Origin of the sequence: Chelativorans sp. AA-79 (genome assembly GCF_029457495.1) — a bacterium.
In the GTDB taxonomy this organism is placed as follows: Bacteria; Pseudomonadota; Alphaproteobacteria; order Rhizobiales; family Rhizobiaceae; genus Chelativorans.
On sequence record NZ_CP120361.1, the window covers coordinates 3,261,509 to 3,274,599 of the forward strand.

The following is a 13,091-nucleotide window of genomic DNA, read 5'->3' on the forward strand; positions in this document are numbered from 1 at the left end:
CCTTCTGGACCGAAACGGTCATGTGACGCATAAATGGCTGGCGCCGTCGCGCACCGCAAGGGGCAATAATGGTCCAGACGCTGTGTGCGATGCGGTCAGGCTTCTTGCGATGCCCTGCCCTTCATGCCAATAGCCGGGTGAGGAAAGCGCGGTGAAAGACGCCCAATGAGCCAGAAGAAGAACGGCCTCAGCTACGCCGATGCCGGCGTGGACATCGATGCGGGCAATGCGCTCGTCGACAGGATCAAGCCGCTGGTGCGCTCCACGCGCCGGCCGGGTGCGGACGGCGAAATCGGCGGCTTCGGCGGACTGTTCGATCTCAAGGCGGCGGGCTTTGCCGATCCGGTGCTCGTCGCCGCCAATGACGGGGTGGGCACCAAGCTCAAGCTCGCCATCGAATCGGGCAGGCACGACACGGTAGGAATCGACCTCGTCGCCATGTGCGTGAACGATCTCGTGGTGCAGGGCGCGGAGCCCCTCTTTTTCCTCGATTATTTTGCAACCGGCAAGCTCGATCCGGACCAGGGTGCGGCCATCGTGGCCGGCATCGCCGAGGGGTGCCGGGAGGCAGGCTGTGCGCTGATCGGTGGCGAGACTGCCGAAATGCCGGGCATGTACCGCGACGGCGATTACGATCTGGCGGGCTTTGCCGTGGGGGCCGCCGAGCGCGGCCGGCTGCTGCCCACCAACGACATCGTGGAAGGCGACGTCATCCTGGGCCTCGCCTCTTCCGGCGCCCATTCCAACGGCTTCTCGCTGGTGCGCAAGATCGTTTCGCTGAGCGGGCTCGGCTGGGATGATCCCGCCCCGTTCGACACTGCGAAACCGCTGGCGGAAGCCTTGCTCACTCCCACCCGCATCTATGTGAAGCCCGTCCTTGCAGCCATCGCCGGGACCCATGGGGTGAAGGCGCTGGCGCATATCACGGGCGGCGGCTTTCCCGAGAACATCCCGCGCGTGCTGCCGCCGGCCTACGCGGCGGAAATCAATCTCGACGCCGTCGAGGTCCATCCCGTCTTCTCCTGGCTCGCAGCCGCGGGGGGCGTGGCGCCCGAGGAGATGCTGCGCACTTTCAATTGCGGGATCGGCATGATCGTCGTGGTGGCGGCCGGCCAGGCGGCGCAGGTCGCGGCCGTACTGCAGCAGGCGGGCGAACACGTGGAAATCCTGGGCGGCATCGTGCCGCGCCGCGACAAGGGCGTGATCTATCAGGGGGCACTTGCGCTATGAGGGCAAGGAAGAAGACGGCGATCCTCATTTCCGGCCGCGGCTCGAACATGTCGGCGCTGATCCGGGCCGCGGCAGAAGCCGATTTTCCAGCCGAGATCGCCTGCGTGGTGAGCGACAATGCGGACGCACCGGGGCTTACGGCGGCGATGGCGGCCGGCATCCCGGCCATCGCCGTGCCGCGCGGCGACTTCGCGGACAAGGCCGCCCACGAGGCGGCAATGGAAGAGACACTCGGCCGGCACGGGGCGGAACTCATCTGCCTTGCCGGTTTCATGCGCATCCTCAGCGCCGATTTCGTGCAGCGCTGGGAAGGGCGGATGATCAATATCCATCCGTCGCTGCTGCCCCTCTTCAAGGGGCTGAACAGTCACGCCCGCGCGCTGGAAGCCGGCATGCGCATCCATGGCTGCACGGTGCATTTCATCACGCACGAGATGGATGGCGGACCGATCATCGCACAGGCCGCCGTGCCCGTCGTACCCGGCGAGACAGAGGGTGAGCTTGCCGACCGCGTGCTGCGCGTGGAGCATCGGCTCTACCCGCTGGCGCTGGCGCTCGTCGCCTCCGGCCGCGCGCGAATGGAAGGGGGAAAGACCGCCTTTGCCGCCTCCGCCGATATCGGCTGGGGCGAGCGGGCGAGCCTCGTCGTCCCCTCCTCCGTGGAGGAAGCGGTCAATCTGGAAGACCTGGCGCGGCGGACGCCCTGAGGGCCTCGCCGGCCAAGGAGCAAGGCAACATTCGGTAACAACCACATGACATCTTGCCTGAGCCTCTTCAGGTCGGTGTGGAAGAAGGCTAGGTTGATGGAAAGCGCAACCTGTAGAGAGTGCCGGACGTGCCGTCAGACCGCCTCGAGCCCACCCTTCGTGGGATCCGCATCAGCGATGCGGAGGCCATGTGCCGTATCGCGAACATGCCCGGCTTCCGGCGCGGAACGCTTCGCCTGCCCTTCGAGACGGTGCAGCAATGGGAAAAGCGGATCTCCGGCGCGGGACCGGAAGCCACATGGATCGTCGCGGAGATCGATGGCCAAGTGGTGGGGCACGGCACGCTCCTGCCCAACGGGCCGGCGAGAAGGGCCATATCGGCGAGATCGTGATGGGCGTTGCCGACGATTTCGTCGGGCGCGGCATCGGCTCTGCCATTCTTGGTGCTTTGTGCGACGTCGCTGACAACTGGCGCGGCCTCAAGCGGCTGGAACTGACGGTCTATGCCGATAACGAGCCGGCGATCCGGCTCTACCGGAAACACGGCTTCCAGGTGGAAGGCAGGCATGTGAATGCCGGTTTTTCCGAAGGGACGTACAAGGACCTCTTCTCGATGGCTCACCTGCGCTTCTGAGCGCAGGGAGTATGAATTTCCTCCGGACGATAACTTTTCCAGCCTGTTTGGAAAACCATTCTCCATTTTCGTTTGCTGCCAAACGCTCCGCGCCTTAACCGTCCGGGCAAAGGAGATGCCCCATGAACATTGTCGAAACGCCGGACATGTGGGTGCTGAGTGCCCTCCGCAGGCTCACGATCCCGGAGGTGAAGCTTGCGGCGGCCGAGCTGACGCCCGCCATCGATGCAGAAATCGAGAAGAGCGGGATGGGCATCGCCGGCCCGTGGACCTTCATTTCGCACAACCTGCCCATGGACGGGCGGACGCCGTTCGACTGCCGGTTCTGCCGCCCGGTGGCGCCCTCCTCCGCCTATGAAGGACCATTCGAGCTTCTTCATCTGGAGCCGATCATGGTCGCCTCGGCCACCCACCAGGGGCCGCTGCGCACACTGTTCACGCAGGGCTATGCGCCACTCGTGAAGGAGATCGAGATGTCACGGCACGAATTCTCCGGCGAGAGCCGCGAGGTCTACCACGACTGGAACGGCGGAAAGGCCGGATACCACCGGATCGAAATCCAGTTCGGGCTCAAATATTAGGGACTGCCGGAAGCGGCGGTCCCTCCTGTCCTCACGCAGGCCGTATCCACACTTTCGTGTCGTGGAAGGCCGCCCCGCCATACGGCGCGATCGCGTCGGCACCTGTCAGCACGTTGATGCCCTCCCCGCGCTCATGCGCGCCGTTCGGCCAGATACCCTCGGCAATGACGATGCCGCGGCGCAGGCCGTCGAAGACTTTGGCGTGGAGCACAACCTCGCCGCGGTGATTGCCGATCTCCACCCGGTCGCCCTCCGCGAGCCCCAGAGCGGCGGCATCCTCGGGATGCAGCATGAGCTCCGGCCGGCCTTCGCGCTTCTTGGAACCCGGGGTTTCCGTGAAGCTCGAATTGAGGAATGTGCGCGCGGGTGACGTGGCGAGCCGGAAGGGATGCTGTGCGTCAGCCGCCTCGATGAAATCCACGTGGTCCGGGAATTCGGGCAGCCGCTCGTGCGGCCCCTGAATGCCGATCGATTCGGGCGGCCGGTTCGGCCCCGGCGTTCCGGTCCAGCTCGGCCGGAAGCGGAACTTCCCGTCCGGATGGCCGAAGCCGCTAAGGAAATGCGCCGTCTCGAAATCCGGCTGCACGTCGGCCCAGCGCTCATGCCGGAAGCTGTCGAAGGTGCCCAGCCCTTTTCGGCCCAGCATCCAGTCGAGATGCTCGCGCGCCGACAGGCCGAAACCCGGCATGTGATCGACACCGAGGCGTTTGGCCAGTTCGTCGATGACGAAGATGTTCTCCCGCGCTTCGCCGGGCGCGTCGATGAGCTTCGGCCCCAGGATGATGTGCTGGTGGCCGCCGCCGCGATAGATGTCGTCGTGCTCGACGAACATGGTGGCGGGCAGCACGACGTCGGCGAGCTTGGCCGTGTCGGTCATGAACTGCTCGTGCACGCAGACGAACAGGTCGTCACGCAGGAAGCCGCGCTTCACCAGCCGCTGCTCCGGCGCGACATTGGCAGGGTTGGTGTTCTGGATGAGCATCGCCGTGACCGGCGGGCCGCCGTGAAGCGCTTCCGCATCCCCTGTCAGCACCCGGCCGATCTGCGACTGATCGAGCGAGCGGACGGACGGATCGGCGAAGGCCGTGCCCTCGATCAGCGCCTTATCCAGCCCGAAAATGCCGGAATTGGAGTGGAAGGCGCCGCCGCCCTCGTACTGCCATGCGCCGGTGACCGCAGCGATCGAAAGCGCCGCATGCATGTTCACCGCGCCGTTGCGGTTTCGCGTGAAGCCGTAGCCCAGGCGGAAATAGCTGCGCTTCGTCTCACCCACGAGCCGTGCGAAAGCCTCGATTTCCGCCGCCGGCACGCCGGTGATTGCTTCGGCCCTTTCGGGCGTGCGGGTTGCGAGATGTGCTTCCAGCCCTTTCGGGTCGTCGGTATATCTGTCCAGATACGGCCAGTCGGCGAACCCGTCACGGAAGAGCACGTGCATCACCGCACAGGCGAGCGCGCCGTCGGTGCCCGGGCGCAGGACGATGCCGAGATCGGCCTGCTTCATGGTGGCGTTGTCATAGACGTCGATGACGACGATCTTCGCCCCGCGCTCCTTGCGGGCTCGCACGGCGTGGGTCATCACATTGACCTGGGTGGCCACCGCGTTGGTGCCCCAGATGACGACGCAATCGGCCTTGGCCATCTCGCGCGGGTCGGGCCCGCGAAGCGCGCCCGTGCCCATCACATAGCCTGCCCAGGCGGGATTGGTGCAGATCGTGTCGAACTGCCTGGAATAGCGCTTGGCGTGGCGCAGCCGGTGGATCGAATCGCGCTGCACGAGACCCATCGTGCCCGCATACTGGTAGGGCCAGACGGTTTCGGTGCCGTAGCGCTCCTCGGCCTTGAGGAGGTTTTCCGCCGCGAGGTCGAGGGCTATTTCCCAGCTCGCCTCCTTCCAAGCGCCCTCCCCCTTGGCGCCGGCGCGCACCAGCGGTTTCACGAGACGATCGGGGTGGTGCACGCGCTCGGCATAGCGGGCGACCTTGGCGCAGATCACGCCGGCGGTGTAGCTGTTGTCCTTGGCGCCGTGGACGCGGCCGATGCGGCCGTCGACGATCTCGACGTCGAGCGCGCAGGTGGAGGGGCAGTCGTGCGGGCAGGCCGAATGGCCGATACGGAGCGGTGCATGTGTGTTCATGCGCGTGAGACTAGCGGTTTTGCCCTCGTCGGAGTAGGTCCAGACCGGTCAAAAGCGTTTACGCGATCCATCAGCCTAAATGATGGACGCCCGAGCGAAAGAGCCGATGAACTACCGCCACGCCTATCATGCAGGAAATTTCGCCGATGTGGTGAAGCATGCCGTGCTCACACGCGTCGTGGAATACCTCAAGCGCAAGGAGAAGCCCTTCCGCGTGATCGACACGCATGCCGGAGTGGGGCTCTACGATCTTTCCTCCGAGGAGGCGCAGAAGACCGGCGAATGGCGGGGCGGCATCGGCCGACTCACCGCCACTCCGATCGAGGGGGAAGCAGCGAATCTTCTCAAGCCCTTGCTCGATTCCGTTCGCGCGGTGAATCAGGGCGATTCGCTCGCGGTTTATCCCGGCTCGCCGATGATCGTGCGCCACCTCCTGCGCCGGCAGGACCGGCTGACGGCAATCGAGCTTCATCCGCGGGATGCCGAAGCGCTCAAGGAGAATTTCGCGGGCGACCACCAGGTGCGCATCATCGAGCTCGACGGCTGGCTGGCGCTCGGCGCGCATCTTCCGCCAAAGGAGAAGCGCGGGCTGGTGCTGGTCGACCCGCCCTTCGAGCAGGAAGGCGAATTCGCCCGCATGGTGGACGGCCTCAGGAAGGCGCACCGGCGCTGGCCGGGCGGCATCTACGCTTTCTGGTATCCCATCAAGGACGGTGAAGAGGTGGACCGCTTCCGCGCGGCCCTCACGCGAAGCGGCGTACCGGACATCCTCGATGTCGGCCTCCTGGTCCGGCAGCCCTCGCCCGAGCCGCGGCTCGATGGGACGGGCATTATCGTGGCCAATCCGCCCTACATCCTCAAACGGGAGCTGCGCATCCTCCTTCCCGTCCTGGCGAACCTACTCGGCGAGGATGGAAACGGAAGCTTCTTCACCCGACAGCTGACGGAGGAAGCGCAGACGCCATCTTGACCGGAACGGATGGCTGGCGGAAACTGCATCCCGAACTCGGCATCATCAGGAGACGCTCCATGGCACGCCCAACGGCATTCGCCGCAGGTTTCGCACTCGCCCTCTCGGCCGTGATGCAGACGGCCACGGTGGAGGCCGCCGATTATGTCGGTGTCTACCGGGGAACGGACGATATCTGCGGCCATCGCAGCGTGCTCGGCAACATCCAGAACAATTTCCGCTACCAGGTCACGCATGTGCCGCACCTGCCTGATGTCGGCATCGTCGACCTTTACGGCGTGCACCTTACCAGGCATGAGCCCAGGACCGTCAACGGCACGATCGAGCGGCTCTACTGCGCGGGCACCGCCCGGCTCACCTCGGGCGAGGACCGGCCCATCTGGTACATGATCGAATATGGCCAGGGCTTCGCCGGCGTCGGGGACAATGTCGAATTCTGCGTCCTCGGCTTCGACCGATGGAACGTCTACAACAATGATTGCCGGGTTCTGCGCTGAGGGGCTGCGGCCCCTCTTCCGGCCATTCACCGCCTCGCAACGAGATTTTGAGACTTATTTTCGTGCGCGTGCAAACCGCGCGTTCTTTTTTGTCCGTTCCAATAGGCGGGTATTGCCACGGTGACTTCGCATATCGATATAGGATTTCATGATGGATCTCTTGGCTCTGTTTTATCTTCCGCTTCTTCTCCCGACCCTGATGCTGCCGCTCTGGTATCACAGGCGCACCCGGCCGGTGCGCGTCAAAACCAGGCGGAGGTGAGACTGCGGAGGTGGGCGGCCGCCCTTTTCCTCACCGCGGCGACCGCATCACCTGCCCTGCCCGGCGAGCGCGGCGCCGAACCGGGGACCTTCGATTTCTACGTGCTTTCGCTGTCCTGGTCGCCGAGCTACTGCGCGGCCGAGGCGGAGGACGCCAATCCCGAACAATGCGACGCCGCCCGCCCCTATGCCTTCGTGGTGCATGGGCTGTGGCCGCAATTTGAGAGCGGCTATCCCGAATTCTGCCCCAGCCGCCAACCGGAACGGGTGCCGCGGCGCCTCGTGGAGGCCTATCACGACATCGTGCCTTCCGCCGGGCTGATCGGCCACCAATGGCGCAAGCACGGCTCTTGCACCGGTCTCGGGCAGGAGGCTTATTTCGCACTGCTGCGCGAGGCGCGCGGCCGGATCGAAATCCCTGAGGGTCTATCGAGGCTGGAAAGGCCGCTTTCCGTTTCACCGGACAAGGTGGAGGAAGAATTCCGCGCGGCCAATCCGGGGCTCGATGCCGCCGGGATCGCCGTCGTCTGCGACGGGCGCTACCTGCGCGAGGTGCGCATCTGCATGACACGTGATCTGGAGTTCCGCCCGTGCGAGGAGGTGGACGAGAAGTCCTGCCGGCAGCGGAGCGTGACCATGCCGCCCGTGCGGTGATCTTTCATCGAACGGACATGGCCCCAAAAAGAAAAAGCCGGGCGCAGGGCCCGGCTTTTTTTGGCGTTTCCGCCCTGCTTAGAACTGCATACCCACGCCGAGCAGGACGCGGTTGCTGGTCGTGTCGACGTCGCCGCCGTCGAAGTCCGCGCTGAGGTCGGTGTAGCGGTACTCGAGACGTGCGAAGGACTTCGGCGTCAGCTTCACGTCCACGCCGGCACCGGCCGTCCAGCCGAGAGCGGTCTCCGACTCGGAAATGCCCGGGGCCGAAGCTTCGAGCCGGCTCGCCGCGCCACCACCGGTGGCATAGAGCAGCACGTTGTCGGTCGCGGCATAGCCGAGGCGGGCGCGGATAGACCCATCGACGCCGTGCTCGACGTCCACGCCGCCCTCGTCGCCTTTCATGCCGTTGTAGCCGATGTCACCCTCGACACCGTAGACGAACCGGTCGGACTGCCCCTGCCAGCCGCCGAACACGTTACCGACGAAGCCGTCGGTATCGATGTCGGGACCGCCGTCCGCGCTCACCTCGCCGGCGAAGCCGTAGCCGAGCGCGATACCCGCATAGGGGCCGGCCCAGGTGGCGACCGGCGCCACTTCCATCGGAGCCGCGGGCGGTGCCGGCGGCTGTTCGTAGACGACGTCGGCGGCATAGGCCGGCATCGCCATTGCGACGATCGCGGCCGCGGCCGCAAAGCCTAGCATCGAGTTCTTGTTGGCCTTCATTGTGATCTCCTTAGCCACATGAGCAAATTCGAGGAATGGACGCATCCCGGAAACCGGCAAACGTCCAAGTACCCCAACCGCGGGCGCATAACGATGTTTGTGGCCGCGCGGTTCCGCCGGCTCGATGGAAAAGCCGTGAAAGATGGCCGCAAAATGGCTAAATTGGAAAACATGTATTCCTGTCCTCCCCTACGGCAGCGAGTGTGGCCCGGATGCAACAAATTTGATCATGTCGGGCTGTTCAATTAAAACTCTGCTAACCATAGTGGCCGCCGGCAAAGGTATAGATGCCGAACCAGGCGACTGGGGATTTGAAAAGGAAGAGTATATATTTGCGGCGATCTAAATAATACAAAATGGATGTGCGAATGAGGCCGGCAAAACAAAGTGCCCTCGTCACCGGTGGAGCTAAAAGAATCGGGCGGGCAATTGTGCTCGATCTCGCAGCGAACGGTTTCGCCGTGGCGATTCACTGCGGACAATCGCGTGCGGAAGCCGAAAAGCTTGCAGCCGGCATTTCAGATTCGGGCGGCAGTGCCTATGTTCTGCAGGCTGACCTTACTGACACCACGCAGGCAGGGCGGCTGGTAGAGGAGGCGGAGGCTGCGCTTGGCCCGATCGGGCTCCTCGTCAATAATGCATCCGTCTTCGAGGAAGATTCGGTAACAGACTTCGCGGACGAGACCTGGGACCGGCATTTCGCGCTCCACGTGAAGGCACCGGCGATCCTGGCGAGGGAATTCGTACGGTTCCTGCCGCAAGACCATGAAGGCATGATTGTGAACATGATAGACCAGCGCGTGTGGAAGCCCACCCCGCGCCATTTCAGCTACACGCTTTCGAAGGCGGCGTTGTGGACGGCGACGCGCACCATGGCGCAGGCGCTCGGGCCCCGAATCCGGGTCAACGCGATTGGTCCCGGCCCCACCCTGCCGGACAGGGGCGAGGACGAGGCGAGCTTCCGCCGGCAGACGGCGGGGCTCATCCTCGGCCGCGGCCCGAATCTGAGCGAATTCGGCGCGACAATCCGCTATTTGTGGGAGACGCCGTCGGTCACGGGGCAGATGATCGCGCTCGACGGCGGCAAGCACCTCGCATGGAACGATGCGGCCGGAGGCGCAGCGTGAGCGCGGCGGACCTTACCCCTGTGCGCGCGCTCCAGGATGCGGCGCTCGATTGGGACAGCGCGGGCAGCGAAACCGCCGCCATCGGCGCGGAGATGATCCAGGCGGTCGTGAAGCGGCTGCCCAACGCGCCCGGCGTCTACCGGATGATGAACCGGAACGGCGACGTGCTTTATGTGGGCAAGGCGCGCAGCCTCAAGAAGCGCGTCACCAACTACGCCCAGGGGCGCGGCCATTCGAACCGCATCGAGCGCATGATCCGCGAGACGGCGTCGATGGAGTTCGTCGTCACGCGCACCGAAACGGAAGCGCTGCTGCTCGAGGCCAATCTCATCAAGCGCCTGCGCCCCCGTTTCAACGTGCTTTTGCGCGACGACAAATCGTTCCCTTATATTCTGCTCACCGGAGACCACCCCGCGCCCGGCATCTTCAAGCATCGCGGCGCGCGCTCGCGCAAGGGCGACTATTTCGGGCCGTTCGCCTCCGCCGGCGCCGTCGGGCGCACGATCAATTCCCTCCAGCGCGCCTTTCTCCTGCGCACCTGCACCGATTCGGTATTCGAGAGCCGCACGCGGCCCTGCCTGCTCTACCAGATCAAGCGCTGCTCCGGTCCCTGCACGGGCGAGATCAATCCGGATGACTACGCCGAGCTCGTGTCGGAGGCCAAGGATTTCCTTTCCGGCCGCTCCTCGAAAGTGAAGGCGGAGATCGCCGCAGCCATGCAGGAAGCCTCCGAAGCGCTCGATTTCGAGCGGGCCGCCATCTACCGCGACCGGCTTTCGGCGCTGAGCCACGTGCAGAGCCACCAGGGCATCAACCCGCAGGGCATCGAGGAGGCGGATGTCTTCGCGATCCATCAGGAAAGCGACCAGACCTGCATCCAGGTCTTCTTCTTCCGCACCGGCCAGAACTGGGGCAACCGGGCCTACTTCCCGAAGGCCGACCCGGCGCTCGGCCCCGCCGAAGTGCTTGGTTCCTTCCTGGCGCAGTTCTACGACGACAAGCCCTGTCCGCGCCTTCTGCTCCTCTCGCATCCGGTGGAGGATCAGGATCTTCTGGCCGAGGCGCTCTCGGCCCGCGCGGGACGCAAGGTCACGGTCTCCGTGCCGCAACGGGGGGAGAAGAAGGACCTGACCGACCACGCGGCTCAGAACGCCCGCGAGGCGCTCGGACGCCGTCTCGCCGAGACGTCCTCGCAGGCGCGGCTGCTCGACGGTTTCGCGGAGACCTTCGGGCTCGAGGCCGCGCCGCGGCGCATCGAGGTCTACGACAACTCGCATATCATGGGCACGAACGCGGTCGGCGCAATGATCGTGGCGGGGCCGGAAGGCTTCGTGAAGAACCAGTACCGCAAGTTCAATATCCGCTCGACCGAGATCACGCCGGGCGACGATTTCGGCATGATGCGCGAAGTGATGCAGCGGCGCTTCGCCCGCCTCATCAAGGAGCAGGGCCTGCCCGGCAACGGCACTGGCGAGGAAGAGGCGGAGGTGGATGCCGCCTTCCCGGCCTGGCCCGACGTCATCCTGATCGACGGCGGCCAGGGCCAGATGTCGGCCGTGCGGCAGATCCTCGACGATCTCGGCATCGCCGACCTGGTGACGGCGATCGGCGTGGCCAAGGGTGTGGATCGCGATGCGGGGCGTGAGCGCTTCTTCATGGAAGGACGGCCGCCCTTCACGCTCCCGCCGCGCGACCCGGTGCTTTATTTCGTGCAGCGCCTGCGCGACGAGGCGCACCGCTTCGCCATCGGCTCGCACCGCGCGCGGCGCAAGAAGGAAATGGTGAAGAACCCGCTCGACGAGATCTCCGGCATCGGCCCCGGCCGGAAGCGCGCGCTGCTTCATCATTTCGGCACCGCAAAGGCGGTGAGCCGTGCAGGCATCGAGGACCTGATGGAGGTGGACGGCATCTCCGAATCCATTGCGCGGCTGGTCTACAACCATTTCCACGAGAGCGGCTAGAGGCCGCAACACGCCGACAGCGGCTTGACCGCGGCGCACCCTGCTGATTTGAGTAGAGAGGGGGCTATTCCGGGATGACCGGAGGTACCGCCTCAATTGTTCCCGCCGCCGGTGGCCGGACGCCAATTTGGTCTTATTTGGCTGCAAAATGCTTAGGGCACCATGAGCCAGCAATCCATGTCGCAGCAACGCGCCTTCAACCTGCCCAACCTGCTCACCTATGCGCGCATCCTGGCGGTGCCGCTGATCGTGCTGTGCTTCTTCCTGGAGGGGCGGCTGCAATCGAGCGATTTCGCGCGCTGGTCCGCGCTCGGCATCTTCATCGCCGCCAGTGTGACCGACTATTTCGACGGGTATCTTGCCCGCAGCTGGAAGCAGACCTCCAATATCGGCAGGATGCTGGATCCGATCGCCGACAAGCTGCTGGTGGCGACCTCCCTGCTGCTGCTCGCCGCCGATACGGACCGCACCATCGCCGGCTGGTCGCTCTGGGCCGCCATCATCATTCTCTGCCGCGAGATTCTCGTCTCCGGCCTGCGCGAATACCTCGCGGCGCTCAAGGTCAGCGTTCCGGTGACGCAGCTCGCCAAGTGGAAGACCGCGATCCAGATGCTGGCGATCGGCTTCCTGCTCGCGGGGCCTGCCGGGGACAAGATCGTGCCTTATGTGACCGAAACGGGCATCGCGCTCCTTTGGTTCTCCGCGCTCGTAACGCTCTACACGGGCTATGATTATTTCCGGGCCGGCCTGAAGCACATCATCGAGGAATGAGATGAAGCTCGTCTATTTCGCCTGGGTGCGCGAGAGGATCGGCAGGGAGGCCGAGGAGGTCGCCCTGCCCGGCGAGGTGAAGACCGTGGCCGATCTCCTGGAATGGCTCAAGGCGCGCGGCGGCGGCTATGCCGCGGCGCTCGAACATCCGCAGGTGATCCGCGTGGCCATCGACCACGAGCACGTCGATCACGATACGAAGCTGTCTGATGATGGCGAGGTGGCGCTGTTTCCGCCCATGACCGGAGGCTGAGCATGGCCAGCGGCTGCGAACCCCATATACGCGTCCAGGCCGAGGATTTCGCCCTTGAGGCCGAGATGCGCCGGCTGACGGCAGGACGCAGGGATGTGGGCGCGGTGGTCACCTTCACCGGACTCTGCCGCGACGAGGGCGGCCGCCTCGCAGCCCTGGAGCTGGAACACTATCCCGGCATGGCCGAAGCCGAGATCACGCGCATCGCGCGGGAGGCGGCGGAGCGCTGGCGGCTTTCGGGCCTCACCGTCATCCACCGCTTCGGCAAGGTCCGCCCCGGCGAGAACATCGTGCTCGTTGTGGCGGCTTCGTCGCACCGCAGGGCGGCGCTGGAAGCGGCCGATTTCCTGATGGATTACCTCAAGTCGCGGGCGCCCTTCTGGAAGAAGGAGCATCCGGCAGGGGAAGAACCCGGCCGCTGGGTCGAGGCCAAGACTGCGGACGAGGAAGCGCTCGGACGCTGGACCGATCGAAAGATCAGGTAAGAGAGCGCTGACCGTCCTGACGACAAGCGCCGGAGGCGTTTTGATGTTCAGGCATGGATCCACGGGCTTGACCCGAGGATCCATGCCTGAACGCCGGCAC

Annotated in this window: 16 protein-coding genes; 14 read left to right on the forward strand and 2 right to left on the reverse strand. The window is 65.1% G+C overall.

All coding sequences use genetic code 11. The features are described 5' to 3' along the window. Nucleotides 1-165 precede the first annotated feature (165 nt). From purM to PVE73_RS15960, 5 genes are all read left to right on the forward strand, one after another. Nucleotides 166-1,230 carry a phosphoribosylformylglycinamidine cyclo-ligase gene (purM, locus tag PVE73_RS15940; protein ID WP_277363185.1) on the forward strand — a complete coding sequence of 355 codons (1,065 nt, stop codon included), beginning with the start codon at nt 166-168 and terminating at the stop codon, nt 1,228-1,230. Further along, a complete protein-coding gene (gene purN / locus PVE73_RS15945; RefSeq protein ID WP_277363186.1) occupies nt 1,227-1,937 on the forward strand; it encodes a phosphoribosylglycinamide formyltransferase in 711 nt (236 codons plus the stop codon). Before purM ends, purN begins: the two co-directional genes overlap by 4 nt. A gap of 128 nt (nt 1,938-2,065) precedes the next feature. Then, entirely contained in the window at nt 2,066-2,329 is a 264-nt protein-coding gene (locus PVE73_RS15950; protein ID WP_277363187.1) for a hypothetical protein, read from the forward strand. Further along, nucleotides 2,236-2,571 carry a GNAT family N-acetyltransferase gene (locus PVE73_RS15955; RefSeq protein ID WP_346772370.1) on the forward strand — a complete coding sequence of 112 codons (336 nt, stop codon included), beginning with the start codon at nt 2,236-2,238 and terminating at the stop codon, nt 2,569-2,571. The genes PVE73_RS15950 and PVE73_RS15955 overlap by 94 nt, the downstream gene beginning before the upstream one ends. Nucleotides 2,572-2,693: 122 nt before the next feature. Then, nucleotides 2,694-3,152, forward strand: coding sequence for a hypothetical protein (locus tag PVE73_RS15960; RefSeq protein WP_277363189.1), 459 nt, complete (start codon nt 2,694-2,696; stop codon nt 3,150-3,152). A 31-nt stretch (nt 3,153-3,183) separates the two neighbouring features. On the opposite strand, the gene PVE73_RS15965 is transcribed toward PVE73_RS15960, so the two are convergent. After that, nucleotides 3,184-5,286: a molybdopterin oxidoreductase family protein gene (locus tag PVE73_RS15965; RefSeq protein WP_277363190.1), complete on the reverse strand. Its 2,103-nt coding sequence runs from the start codon at nt 5,284-5,286 to the stop codon at nt 3,184-3,186. Between the two features lie 106 nt (nt 5,287-5,392). Between PVE73_RS15965 and PVE73_RS15970 the strand changes: the two genes are divergently transcribed. From PVE73_RS15970 to PVE73_RS15980, 3 genes are all read left to right on the forward strand, one after another. After that, nucleotides 5,393-6,256: a 23S rRNA (adenine(2030)-N(6))-methyltransferase RlmJ gene (locus PVE73_RS15970; RefSeq protein WP_277363191.1), complete on the forward strand. Its 864-nt coding sequence runs from the start codon at nt 5,393-5,395 to the stop codon at nt 6,254-6,256. 59 nt (nt 6,257-6,315) lie between these two features. Further along, nucleotides 6,316-6,753, forward strand: coding sequence for a hypothetical protein (locus PVE73_RS15975; protein ID WP_277363192.1), 438 nt, complete (start codon nt 6,316-6,318; stop codon nt 6,751-6,753). Nucleotides 6,754-7,011: 258 nt separating this feature from the next. Beyond that, nucleotides 7,012-7,668, forward strand: a complete 657-nt coding sequence (locus tag PVE73_RS15980) for a ribonuclease (protein ID WP_277363193.1) — start codon at nt 7,012-7,014, stop codon at nt 7,666-7,668. 78 nt (nt 7,669-7,746) lie between these two features. On the opposite strand, the gene PVE73_RS15985 is transcribed toward PVE73_RS15980, so the two are convergent. Next, nucleotides 7,747-8,394 carry an outer membrane beta-barrel protein gene (locus tag PVE73_RS15985; RefSeq protein ID WP_277367477.1) on the reverse strand — a complete coding sequence of 216 codons (648 nt, stop codon included), beginning with the start codon at nt 8,392-8,394 and terminating at the stop codon, nt 7,747-7,749. A 142-nt stretch (nt 8,395-8,536) separates the two neighbouring features. Between PVE73_RS15985 and PVE73_RS15990 the strand changes: the two genes are divergently transcribed. The 6 genes from PVE73_RS15990 to PVE73_RS16015 all read left to right on the forward strand — a co-directional run bounded on the left by PVE73_RS15990 (nt 8,537) and on the right by PVE73_RS16015 (nt 12,991). Beyond that, nucleotides 8,537-8,740 (forward strand): hypothetical protein, encoded by a 204-nt coding sequence (locus PVE73_RS15990; protein WP_277363194.1) that lies wholly within the window; start codon nt 8,537-8,539, stop codon nt 8,738-8,740. Between the two features lie 22 nt (nt 8,741-8,762). Continuing rightward, nucleotides 8,763-9,521: an SDR family oxidoreductase gene (locus PVE73_RS15995; protein ID WP_277363195.1), complete on the forward strand. Its 759-nt coding sequence runs from the start codon at nt 8,763-8,765 to the stop codon at nt 9,519-9,521. Further along, nucleotides 9,491-11,482: an excinuclease ABC subunit UvrC gene (gene uvrC / locus PVE73_RS16000; RefSeq protein WP_277363196.1), complete on the forward strand. Its 1,992-nt coding sequence runs from the start codon at nt 9,491-9,493 to the stop codon at nt 11,480-11,482. The genes PVE73_RS15995 and uvrC overlap by 31 nt, the downstream gene beginning before the upstream one ends. A gap of 177 nt (nt 11,483-11,659) precedes the next feature. Further along, nucleotides 11,660-12,253: a CDP-diacylglycerol--glycerol-3-phosphate 3-phosphatidyltransferase gene (gene pgsA / locus PVE73_RS16005; protein ID WP_277363197.1), complete on the forward strand. Its 594-nt coding sequence runs from the start codon at nt 11,660-11,662 to the stop codon at nt 12,251-12,253. A 1-nt stretch (nt 12,254) separates the two neighbouring features. Further along, nucleotides 12,255-12,506: a molybdopterin converting factor subunit 1 gene (moaD, locus tag PVE73_RS16010; RefSeq protein ID WP_277363198.1), complete on the forward strand. Its 252-nt coding sequence runs from the start codon at nt 12,255-12,257 to the stop codon at nt 12,504-12,506. A 2-nt stretch (nt 12,507-12,508) separates the two neighbouring features. Next, the gene (locus PVE73_RS16015; protein WP_277363199.1) at nt 12,509-12,991 is read left to right on the forward strand and encodes a molybdenum cofactor biosynthesis protein MoaE; all 483 of its coding nucleotides are present in this window, start codon (nt 12,509-12,511) and stop codon (nt 12,989-12,991) included. Nucleotides 12,992-13,091: the final 100 nt, after the last annotated feature.

What these genes read in the sequence shown, in the direction of transcription:
- purM (WP_277363185.1), top strand. Translation starts at nt 166, where the DNA reads ATGAGCCAGAAGAAGAACGGCCTCAGCTACGCCGATGCCGGCGTGGAC.
- moaD (WP_277363198.1), top strand. Translation starts at nt 12,255, where the DNA reads ATGAAGCTCGTCTATTTCGCCTGGGTGCGCGAGAGGATCGGCAGGGAG.
- PVE73_RS15975 (WP_277363192.1), top strand. Translation starts at nt 6,316, where the DNA reads ATGGCACGCCCAACGGCATTCGCCGCAGGTTTCGCACTCGCCCTCTCG.
- PVE73_RS16015 (WP_277363199.1), top strand. Translation starts at nt 12,509, where the DNA reads ATGGCCAGCGGCTGCGAACCCCATATACGCGTCCAGGCCGAGGATTTC.
- PVE73_RS15960 (WP_277363189.1), top strand. Translation starts at nt 2,694, where the DNA reads ATGAACATTGTCGAAACGCCGGACATGTGGGTGCTGAGTGCCCTCCGC.
- pgsA (WP_277363197.1), top strand. Translation starts at nt 11,660, where the DNA reads ATGTCGCAGCAACGCGCCTTCAACCTGCCCAACCTGCTCACCTATGCG.
- PVE73_RS15965 (WP_277363190.1), bottom strand. Translation starts at nt 5,286, where the DNA reads ATGAACACACATGCACCGCTCCGTATCGGCCATTCGGCCTGCCCGCAC.
- PVE73_RS15955 (WP_346772370.1), top strand. Translation starts at nt 2,236, where the DNA reads ATGGATCGTCGCGGAGATCGATGGCCAAGTGGTGGGGCACGGCACGCT.
- PVE73_RS15990 (WP_277363194.1), top strand. Translation starts at nt 8,537, where the DNA reads ATGGCCGCAAAATGGCTAAATTGGAAAACATGTATTCCTGTCCTCCCC.
- PVE73_RS15985 (WP_277367477.1), bottom strand. Translation starts at nt 8,394, where the DNA reads ATGAAGGCCAACAAGAACTCGATGCTAGGCTTTGCGGCCGCGGCCGCG.
- purN (WP_277363186.1), top strand. Translation starts at nt 1,227, where the DNA reads ATGAGGGCAAGGAAGAAGACGGCGATCCTCATTTCCGGCCGCGGCTCG.
- PVE73_RS15995 (WP_277363195.1), top strand. Translation starts at nt 8,763, where the DNA reads ATGAGGCCGGCAAAACAAAGTGCCCTCGTCACCGGTGGAGCTAAAAGA.
- PVE73_RS15970 (WP_277363191.1), top strand. Translation starts at nt 5,393, where the DNA reads ATGAACTACCGCCACGCCTATCATGCAGGAAATTTCGCCGATGTGGTG.
- uvrC (WP_277363196.1), top strand. Translation starts at nt 9,491, where the DNA reads ATGGAACGATGCGGCCGGAGGCGCAGCGTGAGCGCGGCGGACCTTACC.